This is a genomic window from Enterobacter sp. DVT3837 (assembly GCF_056238685.1).
This window is the reverse complement of record NZ_JBWDLA010000001.1, coordinates 1,312,202-1,328,350: the sequence shown is the minus strand read 5'-3', so window position 1 is coordinate 1,328,350 and position 16,149 is coordinate 1,312,202. Positions and strand designations below refer to the sequence as shown.

Below are 16,149 nucleotides of genomic sequence, written 5' to 3'. Positions count from 1 at the left end.
GCGTTACTGCAATTGGGCAGCCACTAACGGCCAGCGGGCGTCAAAATCGTCCGTTGGACGGTATTTGAATTCGCTACGCACAAAGCGGGAGAGCATCCCTTCACAAAATGCCAGAATCTGGCTTGCCAGCAGCGTCTCATCAGTGTTGTAACCTTCCCCTTCACGCATTTTCTTCTCACGCAGAACTTGGCGCAGTTGCGCTTCAATACGCTCGAAAAGCTGGTTAATGCGGCCCTGCAGTCTGTCCTGCTCAAACATCAGTGCGTGACCGGTCAGGATACGGGTTAAGCCCGGATTGCGTTCACCAAAGCCAAGGATTAACAGCACAATCAGACGCAGACGCGCGGTGGTGTCTTTTTCGTCTTTCAGAATCAGGTTGATGCGAGTGATCAGGCTGTCTTCGATAAACTCGATCAGGCTGTCGAACATCCGGGTTTTGCTGGGAAAATGACGATACAGCGCCGCCTCAGACACGCCTACAGAAGCGGCCAGTTTCGCGGTGGTGATGCGTTGACTGCCATCGCTGGATTCAAGCATCAGAGCCAGAGATTGAAGTATTTCTTCGCGACGATTCCTTTTCGCGGTTTGTTTTTCTGCCATGTTACAAAATACCCCTGAAAATAAGCACTTGCCAGGCTGGCATCCACACAGCGACCGCAAACTGGGGCTTGCGGTTTGTTATTGCATTATGGCGCTGTGGGACGCGTATTTATTGGGCGATTATTTACGCCCGGAATGGCCGAAGCCGCCTTCGCCACGGTCGGTGGCGTCAAAGTCTGCCACCAGGTTAAATTCTGCCTGTACCACCGGTACGAAGACCATCTGCGCAATACGCTCGCCAGGTTCAATGGTGAAGCTGTCCTGACCACGGTTCCAGACGGAGACCATCAGTTGACCCTGGTAGTCGGAGTCGATCAGGCCGACCAGGTTACCCAGCACAACGCCATGCTTATGGCCCAGGCCAGAACGTGGCAGGATCACTGCGGCGAGTGATGGGTCTGCAATGTGGATCGCCAGACCCGTCGGGATCAGCGTAGTGGCACCCGGAGCCAGTTCTACGGCGTCATCGAGACAGGCTCGCAGGTCAAGTCCGGCAGAGCCGGAGGTGGCATAGGTTGGCAGCGGAAATTGCTCGCCAACACGCGGGTCCAGAATCTTAACGTCGATTTTTTTCATCATAACGGGTAACGATCTCGTCCAGTAATTGTTGGCCCAGGAGTTCCTTGCGCTCAAGCGGTAAGACTTTATCTCCATCCTGCCAGAAAAGGTGCAGTGCGTTGCTGTCGCTGTTAAATCCTTGCGTGGCCAGCGATACGTCGTTCGCGCAAATCAAATCGAGGTTTTTGCGGGTACGTTTTTGCCGGGCATATTCTTCCACATTATTTGTTTCTGCGGCAAACCCAACAACGTAAGGTCGATGGCTTTTTAGTGCGGCGACACCGGCAACGATATCCGGGTTTTTCACCATTTTTATTGTTAATTCATCACCTTGCTTTTTGATTTTAGCCTCGGCGATGGTCTCGGCGCGATAATCTGCGACGGCCGCACAGCCGATAAAAATCTGTTGGTTTTGCGCATGTGCTTGTACTGCGGCTTCCATTTCCAGCGCGGTAGTCACATCAATGCGCTGAACAAACGGCGGTGTAGGTAATGAGACCGGGCCGCTCACCAGCGTAACGTTTGCACCGCGCTTTGCTGCCGCTGCCGCAATCGCAAAGCCCATTTTACCGGAGCTGTGGTTAGTGATGTAACGCACCGGATCCAGCGGTTCACGCGTTGGGCCCGCGGTAATCATGATATTGAGATGTTGCAGATCGTTGACAGGGGAAAAATGGGCTGCAGCCATATCAACGATAGTCAGCGGGTCGAGCATACGTCCTGGGCCGATATCACCACAGGCCTGACTGCCGCTATCCGGTCCCCAAATTAACAGGCCACGAGCGGCCAGCGTCTCCAGATTATGCTGGGTGGCGGCATTGCGATACATCTGCTGGTTCATCGCGGGTACGACGGCGACGGGGGCAGGCGTGGCCAGGCAAATGGTTGAGACCAGGTCATTTGCCATGCCGGCCGCCACACGAGCGATTAAATCCGCTGTCGCTGGGGCAAGAATAACCAGGTCAGCCCATTTCCCAAGCTCAATATGGCCCATCGCAGCTTCGGCTGCCGGATCAAGCAGGCTGTCAGATACCGGGTATCCTGAAACGGCCTGCAGGCTCAATGGAGTGATAAAGGCTTTACCGCCTTCGGTGATCGCGACCCGCACATCGGCTCCACGCTCACGCAGACGACGCACCAGTTCCGGCGCTTTATAAGCAGCAATACCGCCGCTCACGCCAAGAACGATTTTTTTACCGGCCAGGCTCATCATGATTCTTTCCTGTTGGGGTTCACCAGAGAGCGGGCATTTTATCACAATCCCTAATATGGGGTGATTTTGTCCTTCGGACACTTTGCGAGGCGTTACGCAAGACTGCAACGTCGCCGTCGAGCGCCTGTCTGGCTTGTGGCAGCATGAGAGGAAAAGGGAGAAAGAGCATGGAAGAAGAGGATGAGCAGTTGCTGCCGCGCGAAAAACTGCTGCGTTATGGAGTGACCCTGTTAAAAGACGATGAGCTCCTGGCGCTCTTTTTACGTACCGGCACGCCCGGAAAAACGGTATTTACGCTGGCAAAAGAGCTGATAGGGCATTTTGGTTCACTGTATGGCTTGTTGACTGCCGACCTGGCTCAGTTTAAGCACGTCGAGGGGATCGGCGTGGCGAAATATGCTCAATTGAGGGGCATTGCCGAACTTGCACGGCGTTTTTACAATGTCCGTCTGGAAGAAGAGGATCCAGTTCTGACCCCAGAAGGCGCGCGTGAATTCCTGCAAAGCCAGCTGGCGGATGCGGAGCGCGAGATCTTTATGGTGATCTTTCTCGACAACAGAAACCGGATACTGAAACATAGCCACCTCTTTTCGGGCACATTGAGCCACGTTGAGGTACATCCGCGTGAAATTGTGCGCGAAGCGATAAAAGTGAATGCAGCCGGCGTGATCCTCGCGCATAATCACCCCTCTGGCTGTGCACAACCGAGCAGAGCTGACAAAGAAATTACCGAACGCATTATCAAATGCTGTCAATTCATGGACATTCGTGTGCTGGACCATCTGATAATTGGCCGCGGAGAGTACATTTCTTTTGCAGAACATGGCTGGATTTAGGCTATTTCTCGCGATCCATCGGGATCTTTGTCTGTTCGGGACTTGAGCACACCGCCGAGTCAGCGTATACTACGCCACCTTTGAGAATCTCGGGTTTGGCATTTGGGCCTGGCAATCGAGAGTTCACTTAGAACTATGCGATGACCGGGCTGTAAAGCCTGACGAGGCGCCGATACCCCATACGAAGCTCGAGCTAATTTGATTTTTGGAGAATAGACATGTCCCGAGTCTGCCAAGTTACTGGCAAGCGTCCGGTGACCGGTAACAACCGTTCCCACGCACTGAACGCGACTAAACGCCGTTTCCTGCCGAACCTGCACTCTCACCGTTTCTGGGTTGAGAGCGAGAAGCGTTTTGTCACCCTGCGTGTATCTGCTAAAGGTATGCGTGTAATTGATAAGAAAGGCATCGATACAGTTCTGTCTGAACTGCGTGCCCGTGGCGAAAAGTACTAAGTACTTAAAGAGGAAATAAATCATGGCTAAAGGTATTCGCGAGAAAATCAAGCTGGTTTCTTCTGCTGGTACAGGTCACTTCTACACCACCACGAAGAACAAACGTACTAAGCCGGAAAAACTGGAACTGAAAAAATTCGATCCAGTTGTACGCCAGCATGTACTGTACAAAGAAGCTAAAATCAAATAATTTTAGTCTCCTTGTATTGAAAAACCCCGCAACTGCGGGGTTTTTTGCATTCTGTATCTCAACGGAGGAACCATGCCAGAATTACCAGAGGTAGAGACTAGCCGCCGCGGTATTGAGCCGCATCTGGTCGGTGCGACTATTCTTCATGCGGTTGTCCGTAATGGGCGTCTTCGCTGGCCGGTTTCCGATGAGATCCATGCGTTAAGCGACAAACCGATCCTCAGCGTTCAGCGTCGCGCCAAGTATCTGCTGCTGGAGCTGCCCGACGGCTGGATTATTATCCATTTGGGGATGTCCGGGAGCCTGCGTATCCTCACTGAAGAACTGCCAGCGGAAAAGCACGACCACGTCGATCTGGTCATGAGTAACGGCAAAGTGCTGCGTTACACCGACCCAAGACGCTTTGGTGCATGGTTATGGACTAAAGAGCTTGAAGGTCACAGCGTGCTGGCGCATTTGGGGCCAGAGCCGCTCTCAGACGCGTTTAATGCGGAATACCTGAAAGAGAAGTGTGCGAAGAAGAAAAGCCCGATTAAGCCCTGGCTGATGGATAACAAGCTGGTGGTCGGCGTGGGGAATATCTATGCCAGTGAATCATTGTTTGCTGCCGGGATCCATCCCGATCGGCTGGCCTCTTCGCTGTCTGCGCAAGAGTGCGAGCTGCTGGTGAGGGTGATTAAAGCGGTGCTGCTGCGTTCCATTGAGCAGGGCGGAACAACGCTGAAGGACTTCCTGCAGAGTGACGGTAAGCCCGGTTATTTTGCTCAGGAGCTACAGGTATATGGCCGTAAAGGTGAGCCATGCCGCGTGTGCGGAACGCCGATTATCGCAACGAAGCATGCCCAGCGCGCCACGTTTTATTGCCGTCAGTGCCAGAAATAGGGCTACTTTAACTTTTCCATCAACGCCTGATGGACGTTAACCGGCAGGAAATGGGTCACATCGCCGTGATGCCGTGCAACTTCTTTCACCAGCGTGGAAGAGATAAATGACCACTCTTTGGAAGGCATCAGAAACACGCTCTCCAGCTCCGGCATCAGGTGGCGGTTCATGTGCGCCAATTGCATCTCGTACTCAAAATCTGCCACTGCGCGTAAGCCGCGGATCAGGATATTAGCCTGCTGGGCGCGGGCGAAATTAGCCATCAGGTCACTGAAGCCCACCACCTCAACGTTCGACAGATGTGAGATCGCATCGCTGGCGAGCTGTACGCGCTCGGGCAGATCGAACATCGGTTTCTTACTGGGGCTGGCGGCTATCGCCAGAATCACCTTGTCAAACATACTCGCCGCACGAGTGATAATATCAAGATGACCGTTAGTGATGGGATCGAAGGTACCCGGATAAATCGCTTTTGTGCTCATGGCTCACGTTTTCTCTGAGTAGCCGCGGCTAAGCGCCCACAGCTCGGTGTATTTGTTGAAAGTATACTGGGCATTCACCACCGCCAGTAACCAGCCCTGTTTACCATCCAGAACGCCGCCACGTAGCAGCAGCGTTTTCAGAAACGCGCCCAGCGTGTGGGTGAAGATACCGGTCAACGTGGCCTTCTTGCCGCGCTGATGACGTTCCTGCGCCCATGCGGTGGCATAGTTGAGCTGTTTACGCTGGAAGCTGGCGAAATCGCGGCAGGTCAGGTGCAGTAAATCACCGTTTAAGGCGACTACCGGGGCGGTATCGCAGGCCAGGGATTCATGCACCAGGTTACCGTTGTACTGATAACGCTCGCGCTCGTACAGGCGCATCACGCGATCAGGGTACCAGCCGCTGTGGCGCATAAACCGGCCGAGAAAGTAGTTACGACGCGCGATGCTGTACACCGCACCTGGCTGCGGCGCAGAGAGCACACTTTGAATCGCCTGCTGGAGTTCTGGCGTGATGCGCTCGTCGGTATCGAGCATCAGGACATAATCACCAGTGGCGTGTCCCTGCGCGCGCTGGCGCTGGATGCCATAGCCTTGCCAGTCTGTGTCGATAAAGACCTTTGCGCCCGCTGCACGGGCAACATCCACCGTGTTGTCCGTGCTGCCGGAATCAAGCACGATAATTTCGTCGGCCCAGGCGACAGAGGCCAGGCAATCGGGAAGCAGGTCGGCGGCGTTTTTGGCGATCATCACGACCGACAGACGCTGAGACATTAGTGGCTCCGCTGAGGCAGATAAGGTTGCAGAAGCTGCAGCAGACGGGTCAGTGCGCCCTGGTTCTGATGCAGGACTTCGACAGCATGGCGACCGTACCACAGACGGTAATCTTCGTCGGTCAGTAAGGTCGAAACCTCTTTGACCACTGAGTCCGCATCGGTCACGGTAATTAAACCATCGGCTTGCTGCAATTTAGCGCAGATATCTTTGAAATTAAATGTATGCGGCCCCATCAGCACCGGAATCGCATGCGCCGCTGGCTCCAGCGGGTTATGACCACCGCGCTCGACCAGGCTGCCGCCGACAAAGGCGAGGTCGGCAATGCCGTACAGCAGCATCAGTTCGCCCATCGTATCGCCAATCACCACCTGGGTGCTGCTGGACGGGATCTCGCCGCTGCTACGCAGGGTGAAACTGAAACCGCCTTTTTGCACCATCTCGCGGGCGTCTTTGAAACGTTCCGGGTGACGAGGCACCAGAATGAGCAATAAATCCGGGAATTTTTCCAGCAGCTTACGGTGTGCTTGCAGGATGATCGCTTCTTCGCCGTCGTGGGTACTGGTCGCAATCCAGACCTGACGACGCGGCGCCCACTGGCGGCGCAGTGTCACCGCTCGGGCAGCGAGTTCAGGTGTGACCGAAATATCGAATTTCAGACTGCCGGTTACCGCGAGCTGATTGCGCTTAAGACCAAGAGAGACAAAGCGTGCGGCATCTTCTTCGTTTTGCGCGGCAATTAGCGTGATCTGGCTCAGCAGGCGGCGCATAAATTTGCCCAGCTTGCCGTACCCTTTCGCCGAGCGTTCTGACAGGCGCGCGTTGGCAATCACCAGCGGAATTTTACGGGCGTGCAGGGCGGAAATCATGTTTGGCCACAGCTCGGTTTCCATCACGATCACAAGCTTTGGGCGAACAGTTTCGAGGAAACGGTTCATGGCGCAGGGCAGGTCGTAGGGCAGATAGACGTGATGCACGTCTTTACCAAATGCGGACATCACGCGCTCAGAGCCGGTTGGGGTCATGGTGGTGACGGTGATCGGCAAAGAGGGATAACGATGGCGCAGGGCGCGTACCAGCGGAATAGCCGCCAGCGTTTCGCCAACGGAAACGGAATGCAGCAAAATACCGTCCGGCGCGACTTTATTGCGGCAAAAGCCATAGCGCTCAGCCCAGCGTTTACGATACGCAGGTGCTTTACGGCTACGAAGCAACAGTCTCAGCCACACCAGTGGCTGAATGATGTAGAGCAGGGCGGTATACAACAATTCCAAGCGATTATCCGTTTTTTTAGTTTCGGCGGGCAAATTCTAAGCATTTAAGCCAGGTAAAGCTATCTCTTATGCCAGATACCGCTTTAAACGGAAATAACGGCGACCCAGGCGCCAGTGCTGGCGAAGCCCACGGGCGTTTTTCCAGATAAGCGTCCAGATCCCGCGATCGAACAGTTCCTGAATAATTTCACGCTTTTTGGCTGCATCACCAATGTTGTTAATCGCGTGCAGAATACCCAGACCCTCTTTCGCGATTTGCCACTGGCAGGCGGGCACGCGGCGTACGGCATCCGGGTAGCGCTGGTTGATAACGTCCAGCATCTCAAGGATTTTCATATAGTGACGCGCGTTACGCATCCGCGTGTCATCCGTGCCTGGCGTGTGTGATACCGAGGCGGAATGGATGAGATAGTCGTAGAACGTTTCGTCGGTGTACTGAACGCGTTTTGCGGTAAGCAGCACTTCGGTCGTCCACGGGATATCCTGATGACGTAGTCCATGCTCAAACGTGAACCCCTGCGCTTTAATAAAGGCGTGGCGGTAAATATTCAGCCAGGTCACATGCAGGAATTTACGCGAAGCCAGCGCGCGCTGAAGCCAGGTTGGGCCGTCCAGCACGTCGGTGGACTGCAGCTTGTCGGACGGGAAGATTTTTTTCGACGGTCTACCGTCATCATAAATATAGGTGCCGTTACAGGTGGCAACGTCGAGATCGTTTTTCTTCGCCATCTCAAGCAGGCGTGGGTACATGCCCGGGTAGATCACATCGTCGATGTCCGGAAACGCGATATATTCGCCAGTTGCCTCTGCCAGACCGGTGTTACGGGCGGCAGAGACGCCCTGGTTGGCCTGTTCGATAACCTTGTAATACGGGAATTCACTGGCATATTGCGCAATGATGGCCGCAGAGTTATCACTTGACCCATCGTCCACAACGACCAGTTCCAGACTGTCCAGATGTTGAGCTTTGATGCTGTCGAAAAATGCACTCAGGAATTTTTCACCGTTATAGACGGCGACTACAAGGCTCAATAAAGGTGTGTCGGACATGCTTTCTCCGTTGTGTTCAGGGCAGGCCACCCATGTTGGTGGTACCATTCGTGCTGTATTATATCCGGTGGATACTAAAAACATATGCCTGGAGGGACAAAGATCCCCTCAGGCGGCAAATTAGCGTCATGCTGGCGAGATTCTTAACAGGAAATGTATGCATATTGTTCACACTGAAGCAGACGGCGGCAAAGGCGGACAGCCTCTGCGCATTATTAACGAATCGCTCGGGATGATTCAGCGTGGCCATCAGGTGACCCTTCTTTGCCCGGAAACTGCACCGCTGCATACGCTGGCGCGTGATGCTGGGTTGACGGTTGTCACGATGCCGTTGAATCGTAAGAACCTTAAAAACCTGCAGTTGCTGCGCCGCTGGCTGAAGGATAACCGCCAGTCTATTGATGTCATCAATAGCCATAACTCGGCGGATACCTGGCTGGTGGCACTGGCGAATCTGACGCTCTCTAATCCTGTGCCACTGGTCCGTACCCGCCATGCTTCAGGTGTACCGCGTAACAACTGGACGACGCGCTGGCTGTTCCGTAAAGCCTGTGCGCATATCGTCACGACCGGCGAAGCGCTGCGTCATCAGGTGGCGAATATTGGTGTCCCGATGTCCCAGAGTACGTCGGTGCCGAGCGGTGTGGATACGCAGCGTTTCCGCCCGGGAGATAAGCACGAAGCCCGTGCGCATTGTGGTTTGTCGCAGGAGGATTTCTGGCTGGGTGTGGTGTCGCATCTGCGTCCGAACAAAGGCCATAGAGTACTGCTGCGCGCCCTGGCGAAAATCGACAATCCGCAGATTAAGCTGACGATCGTCGGTGAAGGTCCGCATAAAGCGACGCTGGAACAGGAAATTGTCGCGTTGGGATTACAGCAGCGTGTAGTGATGGCGGGGCATCAAAGCGATCCGGAGAGCTGGTTCCCTGCGTTTGATATTGCGCTGAGCCCTTCACACGATATGGAAGGTGTACCCCAGGGCGTCCTGCAATCGCTGGCATCTCGCATTGCCACCATCGCGACCGATGCCGGCGGGACGGGTGACGCGGTGATTGATGGCCAGACGGGGATTCTGGTCGCGCAGCGTGATGAAAATGCGCTGCACGATGCCATCGTTAAGCTGTATGACGACGCATCCCTTCGCGAGAAGCTGGCGCAGCAGGGTTATGATTACCTGAGCACCCACTTTACTCGCGAATGTATGCTGGACGCGATGGAGAAAGTCTTCTCTGAAGCGGCTCAGCGCAGCAGATCGCGATAAAGCGCCTGTAGCTCTTTTGCCATTCTGTCCAGGGTGTAGGGTTCAGCTGATGCGCGCGCCGCCGCTGAATAATCAACGCCCTGGTCACGGCCTTTCAGCCACTGGGCGATAGCCTGCTGGTAGCCTTCACTGTCCAGCGCATCACGCACCCAGCCGTTCTGTCCTTCAGTTATCCACTCTGCCGCGCCGCAGCCGTGGCTGGTGAGCAGCGGCAGACCGCAGGCCAGCGCTTCCACGCAGACATTCGGGAACGGATCGTAGAGCGTCGGCAGAATAAGTGCGTCCGCCGTACCGTAAACTTCCCGCACATCCGCAACCGGCCCCAGGAACTTCACCCGCGAAGAAACCCCCAGCGTCTGTGCCAGCTTTTCGAATTTGCGCGCGTGTTTATCTCGTCCGGCAATCAGTAGCCAAACGTCAGGATGAGGCACGATGGCACGCAGCGCGGTCGCAACACCTTTACGACTGAAACCGGACCCGACATACGCCAGCACTGGCGCATCCTCCGGGATGCCGAGCGCAGTACGCTGCGATAACGAGCGGACATTCGGGCTGAAATGCGCCGTATCCACGCCGTTGTAGATAACGATCAGTTTGTCATCCGTCAGCGCGAAGCGGCGGGCGATGTCATCGCGTACCATCTTTGAATTACAGATCACCTTGCGCAGTTGCGGATGGGTAAACATCTGCGCTTCAGCCTGCAAAATATAGCGGTGGTAACGGCTGAATGACTGCGCCCAGCGCGCCAGCGGCGACAGAATGCGGCCATACTGCTCAAGCCAGGTGGCGTGTACGCCGTCGCCTGCGCGGAAAATAGTTGCCCCGGGAATACGCTCATGGCTTTGCACAATATCGAACTGAGCAAAATGCGAGGCCGCTTCCACCGCAAACCCGGATTCACGGGCGATACGGTTACGAAACGGCGGATTTACCGTCAGCGTTTTCCAGCCTGACGCATCTTCCCACTGGCGGGCAATCAACGTGACATCCAGGGTGGTATCCTGGGCCAGCACGTTTAAGGCGCGGGAAACGAAACGCTCCGCACCGCCGTTGGGGTTGTAGGTCTGTCGGACGATCGCCAGTTTCATGCCGGATATTCCAGCAGCAGGGTATCAATGGCGCTCAGAACCTGTTGCGGGTTAATGGCGGTGATGCAGTCGGAAACGCCACCGTCACCGCAACCCGCTTTGCCGCAAGGCTGGCAGGTAAATCCGGCGGTGATCACACGATAATTCACCCCCCACGGTGCCCACTTGATTGCCCCGGTTGGGCCAAAGATAGCCACGGTTGGGGTCCCCACGGCACTCGCGAGGTGCATCGGCATAGAGTCAACGCCGAAGTAGATACGCGCGTGTTTCATCAGTGCGCCGAGCTCTTTCAGGTTCAGCTGTCCGCTCAAATCAAACACCGGCTGGGTAAGCGCAGCGCGCAGCTCATCCATATACGCGGTTTCTTCTTTCGACGGCGCGGCTGAGAGGATAATCGGCAGGCCGCGAGCCGCCAGGTTATCGATGGTTGCCGCCAGCTTTTTGATATCCCAGGCTTTAAACATCCAGCGCGACGTCGGGTGCACCAGAATATAGGATTTGCTCTCCAGGCCAAACCCGGCCAGTTTCTCAGCGACGGAGGTTTCCGCCGCATCGCCCGGTACAAACAGGGTATGTTTGTCTTCAGCAGACTGCGGGTGGATCCCGATCCGGCGCAGGGCGTCCAGGTTTACTTCCACCATATGACGGCTGTTGTCCTGAATCGCCGGGTAGAGCGTGGTGAAGGATTTCACCCAACGACGACGTGCCAGCCCACCGCGTTTATCCGGCTTAAAGCCGACGGAGACGCGTGGCTTCAGTCGACGCGCCAGACGCGCGCCGTGCCAGTGTTCGGTCAGGTTAATCAGCACATCGTACTGACGCCCTTTCAGCGTATTGACCAGGGCGCGATACAGACGGAATTGCTCGAACCAGCCCTTTTTGCGCCAGTTGCGACCAATGGTATGTACCTGATCGATATGCGGATGGCTGGTCAGCATCGCCTGCGTGTCGTCGTAGACCAGCGCGTCGACTTCAACGTTTGGCCAGTTCTTTTTCAGTACGGTAAAGACCGGCGAGGTAAGCAGCACGTCACCGTGGTGACGCAGCTTAATGATCAGCACGCGCTTCGGTGGGCGCTCCGCTGAGAAAAAATCAGACATAGGCTCTCTCTGCTGCCAGCAAAGGCTCTAATTGTGCAAATACCGCAGCGGCACTAAGGTCGCTCAGCTGCGATGAATGTTCCGGGCGGCAGATATGTTGATTTTTTCCGTAGCCGCCGATAAGACCCGGGTCCGTTGGGCCGTAAAGCGTAATATTAGGTCTATCCAGCGCGGCCGTCAGGTGGCTCAGGCCAGTATCAACCGATACCACTGCCGTAGCACCCGCCAGCTCTTGTGCCACGCCGTCGAGCTTCATGCGTGGCAAGACGTCCACATAATCAAATCCTTCCGCCAGGCGTCTGGCGCGCGCTTCTTCATGCGGTGCCCCCCACGGCAGTTTGATGCGCAAACCTGCTGTGCCCAGTAAACCAATCAGCTCACGCCAGTGGGTTTCCGGCCAGTGTTTGTCATCCCGGGTAGTGGCATGGAGGAAAATCAGATAAGGGGAGCTATTTTGCCGTGAATTGTGAAGAAAATGCTGTGAAATGGCGTAATCACCCTGCACTTCAGGTTTTGTATAGCCCAGGCTTTTGGCAAACAGTTCACGGGTGCGTTCCACCGCGTGCTGCAGCTTTGCGATAGCGTGGCGACGGTTATAGAACAGGCTCGCCAGCGGTTCACGGGCGCTGTGCCAGTCCATGCCGTGCTTTACGCCGTGTGCCAGTCGTGTTACCAGCGCAGCGCTTTTGACCAGCCCTTGCGCGTCGATAATGGCATCGTACTGCTGAGCCTGCACCGCATCACGAAACGCTTTGCGTTCGGCTTTAATCGGTGCCGAGAACCACGCCTTACGCCAGCGGCGGATAGCCACCGGGATCACACGGTCGACCGCTTCATGCCAGGTGGGGATCTGCGCGAAGCCTTCTTCCACCACCCAGTCAAAACGAATGCCGGGAATGGCCTGCATGGCATCCGTCAGCGACGGCAGCGTATGCAGAACATCGCCCATCGAAGAGGTTTTAACGATCAATACCCGCATCCGTTATCCTTCTTCGCTCAACAGCAGTTCGTTGAGCTCTTCCAGCACGCGCTCTGGCGTAATGTCGATCAGGCTCTGGTGATAGCCTTCCGCCGCATCGCCTTTACGCACTTTGTGGTAGCCGGTGATCAGGCGAATAACACGCGCTTTGTGGGACAGCGGCGGGGTAAAGTCCGGGCTGCTTGGGCCATACAGCGCAACCAATGGGCGGTTTAGCGCCGCGGCGACGTGCATCAGACCGGAATCATTAGTGACCACGGCTTTACAGGCGGCAATCAGAATAACCGCTTGCTCCAGCTGGGTTTCCCCGGCCAGGTTGCGGCACCAGGCCTGCTGTTCTGTGCTCAGCGTGGCAAGGATTTCGTTACCGGCGTCGTGATCTTTTGCCGAACCGAACAGGACAATCTGATAGCCTTCGTCAATCAGCTGTTTTGCCAGCTCCGCATAGTGATAGTGCGGCCAGCGTTTTGCCGGGCCGAACTCTGCGCCAGGGCAGAAGCCGATCATCGGACGTTCGGCCGAAATGCCAAATGCGTTGCAGGTCTGGGATTTTTCGCCATCGTTAACCTGCAACTGCGGCCACAGCAGCGGCTGCGGCAGATCTTTCGCGCTGCGCATCACGCCTTTGTCGTAGGCCAGCGCGACATAGCGCTCTACCATCAGCGGCCAGGCCTCTTTATCCAGCACGCGGGCGTCGTTCAGCAGACCGTAACGCATTTCACCGCGCCAGCCTGTACGATGAGGCACGCCTGCAAAGAAAGGCACCAGGGCAGATTTGAAGGAGTTGGGCAGCACGTAAGCGCGATCGTAACGCTTCTCGCGCAGGCTGTGGCCGAGCTTGCGGCGTTCGCCGATTTCCAGCGCCCCGTGGCCGAGCGGCATTGGGATCGCCTCGTTAACTTCCGGCATACGCGATAACAACGGACGGCACCATGCAGGTGCCATCACGTCGATTATCGCCTGGGGATAGCGCGCCTTGAGCGTGCGATAGAGACTTTGCGACATCATCATGTCGCCCACCCATGACGGGCCGATCACCAGTATCTTCATGCTTGTTTCTTACGCGTCGCGGTTCAGCCAGGCCATATATTCCGTTACGCCTTCCGCAACGGTCTTGAACGGCTTGTCATAACCTGCTGCGCGCAGGTTGGTCAGATCAGCCTGAGTGAACGCCTGATAGCGGCCTTTCAGTTTATCCGGGAACGGAATGTACTCAATGCTGCCTTTTTTGTGGTACGCCAGGGTCGCGTCTGCAACAGCCTGGAAGGATTCCGCGCGGCCCGTACCCAGGTTAAAGATGCCAGACACGCCGTTTTCCCAGAACCACAGATTCACTGCGGCAACGTCGCCTACGTAGACGAAGTCACGCTTAAAGCCGTCGCTGCCTTCGAACAATTTCGGACTTTCACCATTATTCAGTTGGGTGTTCAGATGAAACGCGACGCTTGCCATGCTGCCTTTGTGCCCTTCGCGCGGCCCGTACACGTTGAAATAGCGGAAGCCCACAATCTGGGAATTCGCTTCAGGCAGAACCTGACGGACGTATTCGTCGAACAGGAACTTAGAGTAACCGTAGACGTTCAGCGGCTGCTCATATTCGCGGGATTCGATGAAGTCTGACGTACGACCGCCATAGGTTGCTGCTGAAGAGGCATACAGGAACGGAATTTCACGCTCCAGGCAGTAGTGAAGGATCTCTTTAGAGTACTGATAGTTGTTGTCCATCATGTACTTGCCGTCCCACTCGGTGGTGGAAGAGCATGCACCTTCGTGGAAGATTGCTTCGATTTCGCCGAACTCTTCACCTGCCATAATCTGGATAAGGAAGTCTTCTTTATCCATATAGTCAGCGATGTTCAGATCCACCAGGTTGACGAACTTGGTGCCATCTTTCAGGTTGTCAACCACCAGGATGTCGGTGATGCCTTTGTCGTTGAGAGCCTTAACAATATTGCTGCCGATAAAGCCTGCGCCGCCGGTAACGATGATCATAACTGTACCTTTGAAGTGTGGGGGCCGGGGACAATCCCGGACGCTAATGTGCTTATCATATCATTAGTATGGCTGCCCTTCAGCCATTCACCGACATAGCGCAAGGGTACACGTGATTTATGCTGCAAAAACGAGAAGAGATAATGTGTCATCTCGTCATGAACTATAGGTTTGGGTAATATGTCCCGAAATTTGCCGAGTCTGGAGAATTGCAATGCGTGGTGATTTTTACAAACAGTTAAATAGCGACCTCGAAACTGCACGTGCAGAAGGGTTGTTCAAGGAAGAGCGTATTATCACGTCTGCTCAGCAGGCGGACATCACCGTTGCCGATGGCAGCCATGTGATCAACTTTTGTGCGAACAACTACTTAGGTCTTGCGAATCACCCTGAGCTGATTGCCGCTGCGAAAAACGGCATGGACACCCACGGTTTCGGCATGGCTTCCGTCCGCTTTATCTGCGGTACCCAGGACAGCCATAAGCAGCTTGAGAAAAAGCTGGCGAGTTTCCTCGGAATGGAAGACGCCATTCTGTACTCCTCCTGCTTCGACGCCAACGGCGGTCTGTTCGAGACCCTGCTCGGCGCAGAAGATGCGATTATCTCCGACGCACTGAACCATGCTTCCATTATTGACGGCGTTCGTCTGTGCAAAGCGAAGCGTTTCCGTTACGCCAACAACGACATGGTTGAGCTGGAAGCGCGCCTGAAAGAAGCGCGTGAAGCGGGCGCTCGCCACGTGCTGATCGCCACCGACGGCGTGTTCTCCATGGACGGCGTGATTGCCAACCTGAAAGGCGTGTGCGATCTGGCGGATAAATATGATGCGCTGGTGATGGTTGATGACTCTCACGCGGTCGGTTTTGTCGGCGAGAATGGTCGTGGTTCCCACGAATACTGTGACGTGATGGGGCGTGTGGACATCATCACCGGTACGCTCGGTAAAGCACTGGGCGGTGCGTCTGGTGGCTATACCGCTGCGCGTAAAGAGGTGGTTGAGTGGCTGCGTCAACGCTCCCGTCCGTATCTGTTCTCCAACTCCCTGGCACCAGCCATTGTTTCTGCCTCTATCAAAGTGCTGGAGATGGTGGAGTCTGGGGCGGCGCTGCGTGACCGTCTGTGGTCCAACGCCCGTCTGTTCCGTGAAAAAATGAGTGCCGCAGGCTTTACCCTGGCCGGTGCTGACCACGCCATCATCCCGGTCATGCTGGGTGATGCGGTAGTCGCACAAAACTTTGCCCGCGAACTGCAAAAAGAAGGGATTTACGTCACCGGGTTCTTCTTCCCGGTGGTGCCAAAAGGTCAGGCGCGTATCCGCACCCAGATGTCTGCGGCGCATACGCCTGAACAAATTGAACGTGCGGTGGAAGCCTTTACCCGCATCGGAAAACAGCTGGGCGTAATTGCCTGAGGAC

At 55.4% G+C, this 16,149-nt stretch carries 18 protein-coding genes; 6 read left to right on the top strand and 12 right to left on the bottom strand.

Annotated elements, in window-relative coordinates; all coding sequences use genetic code 11:
• Positions 1-3 precede the first annotated feature (3 nt).
• From slmA to coaBC, 3 genes are all read right to left on the bottom strand, one after another.
• Positions 4-600 carry a nucleoid occlusion factor SlmA gene (slmA, locus tag AC0XWG_RS06460; RefSeq protein WP_028017855.1) on the bottom strand — a complete coding sequence of 199 codons (597 nt, stop codon included), beginning with the start codon at positions 598-600 and terminating at the stop codon, positions 4-6.
• 120 nt (positions 601-720) lie between these two features.
• Positions 721-1,179, bottom strand: a complete 459-nt coding sequence (dut, locus tag AC0XWG_RS06455; protein ID WP_015570042.1) for a dUTP diphosphatase — start codon at positions 1,177-1,179, stop codon at positions 721-723.
• On the bottom strand, positions 1,157-2,368 hold the full coding sequence (gene coaBC, locus AC0XWG_RS06450; protein ID WP_028017856.1) for a bifunctional phosphopantothenoylcysteine decarboxylase/phosphopantothenate--cysteine ligase CoaBC: 1,212 nt from the start codon (positions 2,366-2,368) through the stop codon (positions 1,157-1,159). Before coaBC ends, dut begins: the two co-directional genes overlap by 23 nt.
• A gap of 170 nt (positions 2,369-2,538) precedes the next feature.
• Here coaBC and radC point away from each other — a divergent pair, with 170 nt between their 5' ends.
• The 4 genes from radC to mutM all read left to right on the top strand — a co-directional run bounded on the left by radC (position 2,539) and on the right by mutM (position 4,734).
• The gene (gene radC / locus AC0XWG_RS06445) at positions 2,539-3,207 is read left to right on the top strand and encodes a RadC family protein (protein WP_028017857.1); all 669 of its coding nucleotides are present in this window, start codon (positions 2,539-2,541) and stop codon (positions 3,205-3,207) included.
• A gap of 218 nt (positions 3,208-3,425) precedes the next feature.
• Positions 3,426-3,662, top strand: coding sequence for a 50S ribosomal protein L28 (gene rpmB / locus AC0XWG_RS06440; protein ID WP_002436699.1), 237 nt, complete (start codon positions 3,426-3,428; stop codon positions 3,660-3,662).
• Between the two features lie 22 nt (positions 3,663-3,684).
• Complete coding sequence (gene rpmG / locus AC0XWG_RS06435) at positions 3,685-3,852, top strand: 50S ribosomal protein L33 (RefSeq protein ID WP_003024094.1); 168 nt, start codon at positions 3,685-3,687, stop codon at positions 3,850-3,852.
• A gap of 72 nt (positions 3,853-3,924) precedes the next feature.
• Positions 3,925-4,734, top strand: a complete 810-nt coding sequence (gene mutM, locus AC0XWG_RS06430) for a bifunctional DNA-formamidopyrimidine glycosylase/DNA-(apurinic or apyrimidinic site) lyase (RefSeq protein WP_028017858.1) — start codon at positions 3,925-3,927, stop codon at positions 4,732-4,734.
• A gap of 2 nt (positions 4,735-4,736) precedes the next feature.
• Here the strand turns inward: mutM and coaD are convergent, their stop codons facing one another.
• From coaD to AC0XWG_RS06410, 4 genes are all read right to left on the bottom strand, one after another.
• Positions 4,737-5,216, bottom strand: coding sequence for a pantetheine-phosphate adenylyltransferase (gene coaD, locus AC0XWG_RS06425; RefSeq protein ID WP_049006993.1), 480 nt, complete (start codon positions 5,214-5,216; stop codon positions 4,737-4,739).
• A gap of 3 nt (positions 5,217-5,219) precedes the next feature.
• Complete coding sequence (locus tag AC0XWG_RS06420; RefSeq protein WP_475680472.1) at positions 5,220-5,990, bottom strand: glycosyltransferase family 2 protein; 771 nt, start codon at positions 5,988-5,990, stop codon at positions 5,220-5,222.
• Positions 5,990-7,264 (bottom strand): lipid IV(A) 3-deoxy-D-manno-octulosonic acid transferase, encoded by a 1,275-nt coding sequence (waaA, locus tag AC0XWG_RS06415; protein ID WP_028017861.1) that lies wholly within the window; start codon positions 7,262-7,264, stop codon positions 5,990-5,992. Before waaA ends, AC0XWG_RS06420 begins: the two co-directional genes overlap by 1 nt.
• 66 nt (positions 7,265-7,330) lie before the next feature.
• Positions 7,331-8,314: a glycosyltransferase gene (locus tag AC0XWG_RS06410; protein WP_475680471.1), complete on the bottom strand. Its 984-nt coding sequence runs from the start codon at positions 8,312-8,314 to the stop codon at positions 7,331-7,333.
• A gap of 157 nt (positions 8,315-8,471) precedes the next feature.
• Between AC0XWG_RS06410 and AC0XWG_RS06405 the strand changes: the two genes are divergently transcribed.
• Positions 8,472-9,575: a glycosyltransferase family 4 protein gene (locus AC0XWG_RS06405; protein ID WP_475680470.1), complete on the top strand. Its 1,104-nt coding sequence runs from the start codon at positions 8,472-8,474 to the stop codon at positions 9,573-9,575.
• Here the strand turns inward: AC0XWG_RS06405 and AC0XWG_RS06400 are convergent.
• Genes AC0XWG_RS06400 through rfaD form a run of 5 tightly spaced genes read right to left on the bottom strand, consistent with a single transcriptional unit; the run spans position 9,554 to position 14,734 of the window.
• Positions 9,554-10,663: a glycosyltransferase family 4 protein gene (locus AC0XWG_RS06400; protein ID WP_475680469.1), complete on the bottom strand. Its 1,110-nt coding sequence runs from the start codon at positions 10,661-10,663 to the stop codon at positions 9,554-9,556. The two genes, AC0XWG_RS06405 and AC0XWG_RS06400, sit on opposite strands and share 22 nt — an antisense overlap.
• Positions 10,660-11,763 (bottom strand): putative lipopolysaccharide heptosyltransferase III, encoded by a 1,104-nt coding sequence (gene rfaQ / locus AC0XWG_RS06395; protein ID WP_475680468.1) that lies wholly within the window; start codon positions 11,761-11,763, stop codon positions 10,660-10,662. Before rfaQ ends, AC0XWG_RS06400 begins: the two co-directional genes overlap by 4 nt.
• Positions 11,756-12,742: a lipopolysaccharide heptosyltransferase RfaC gene (gene rfaC / locus AC0XWG_RS06390; RefSeq protein WP_475680467.1), complete on the bottom strand. Its 987-nt coding sequence runs from the start codon at positions 12,740-12,742 to the stop codon at positions 11,756-11,758. Before rfaC ends, rfaQ begins: the two co-directional genes overlap by 8 nt.
• 3 nt (positions 12,743-12,745) lie before the next feature.
• Complete coding sequence (gene rfaF, locus AC0XWG_RS06385; protein ID WP_028017867.1) at positions 12,746-13,792, bottom strand: ADP-heptose--LPS heptosyltransferase RfaF; 1,047 nt, start codon at positions 13,790-13,792, stop codon at positions 12,746-12,748.
• A 9-nt stretch (positions 13,793-13,801) separates the two neighbouring features.
• Positions 13,802-14,734, bottom strand: a complete 933-nt coding sequence (gene rfaD, locus AC0XWG_RS06380; protein ID WP_008502707.1) for an ADP-glyceromanno-heptose 6-epimerase — start codon at positions 14,732-14,734, stop codon at positions 13,802-13,804.
• A 214-nt stretch (positions 14,735-14,948) separates the two neighbouring features.
• Between rfaD and kbl the strand changes: the two genes are divergently transcribed.
• Positions 14,949-16,145, top strand: a complete 1,197-nt coding sequence (gene kbl, locus AC0XWG_RS06375) for a glycine C-acetyltransferase (RefSeq protein WP_128348858.1) — start codon at positions 14,949-14,951, stop codon at positions 16,143-16,145.
• Positions 16,146-16,149: the final 4 nt, after the last annotated feature.

What these genes read in the sequence shown, in the direction of transcription:
- coaD (WP_049006993.1), bottom strand. Translation starts at nt 5,216, where the DNA reads ATGAGCACAAAAGCGATTTATCCGGGTACCTTCGATCCCATCACTAAC.
- AC0XWG_RS06410 (WP_475680471.1), bottom strand. Translation starts at nt 8,314, where the DNA reads ATGTCCGACACACCTTTATTGAGCCTTGTAGTCGCCGTCTATAACGGT.
- kbl (WP_128348858.1), top strand. Translation starts at nt 14,949, where the DNA reads ATGCGTGGTGATTTTTACAAACAGTTAAATAGCGACCTCGAAACTGCA.
- dut (WP_015570042.1), bottom strand. Translation starts at nt 1,179, where the DNA reads ATGATGAAAAAAATCGACGTTAAGATTCTGGACCCGCGTGTTGGCGAG.
- rfaD (WP_008502707.1), bottom strand. Translation starts at nt 14,734, where the DNA reads ATGATCATCGTTACCGGCGGCGCAGGCTTTATCGGCAGCAATATTGTT.
- slmA (WP_028017855.1), bottom strand. Translation starts at nt 600, where the DNA reads ATGGCAGAAAAACAAACCGCGAAAAGGAATCGTCGCGAAGAAATACTT.
- radC (WP_028017857.1), top strand. Translation starts at nt 2,539, where the DNA reads ATGGAAGAAGAGGATGAGCAGTTGCTGCCGCGCGAAAAACTGCTGCGT.
- AC0XWG_RS06400 (WP_475680469.1), bottom strand. Translation starts at nt 10,663, where the DNA reads ATGAAACTGGCGATCGTCCGACAGACCTACAACCCCAACGGCGGTGCG.
- rfaC (WP_475680467.1), bottom strand. Translation starts at nt 12,742, where the DNA reads ATGCGGGTATTGATCGTTAAAACCTCTTCGATGGGCGATGTTCTGCAT.
- AC0XWG_RS06420 (WP_475680472.1), bottom strand. Translation starts at nt 5,990, where the DNA reads ATGTCTCAGCGTCTGTCGGTCGTGATGATCGCCAAAAACGCCGCCGAC.
- coaBC (WP_028017856.1), bottom strand. Translation starts at nt 2,368, where the DNA reads ATGAGCCTGGCCGGTAAAAAAATCGTTCTTGGCGTGAGCGGCGGTATT.
- rpmB (WP_002436699.1), top strand. Translation starts at nt 3,426, where the DNA reads ATGTCCCGAGTCTGCCAAGTTACTGGCAAGCGTCCGGTGACCGGTAAC.
- mutM (WP_028017858.1), top strand. Translation starts at nt 3,925, where the DNA reads ATGCCAGAATTACCAGAGGTAGAGACTAGCCGCCGCGGTATTGAGCCG.
- rpmG (WP_003024094.1), top strand. Translation starts at nt 3,685, where the DNA reads ATGGCTAAAGGTATTCGCGAGAAAATCAAGCTGGTTTCTTCTGCTGGT.
- AC0XWG_RS06405 (WP_475680470.1), top strand. Translation starts at nt 8,472, where the DNA reads ATGCATATTGTTCACACTGAAGCAGACGGCGGCAAAGGCGGACAGCCT.
- rfaF (WP_028017867.1), bottom strand. Translation starts at nt 13,792, where the DNA reads ATGAAGATACTGGTGATCGGCCCGTCATGGGTGGGCGACATGATGATG.
- rfaQ (WP_475680468.1), bottom strand. Translation starts at nt 11,763, where the DNA reads ATGTCTGATTTTTTCTCAGCGGAGCGCCCACCGAAGCGCGTGCTGATC.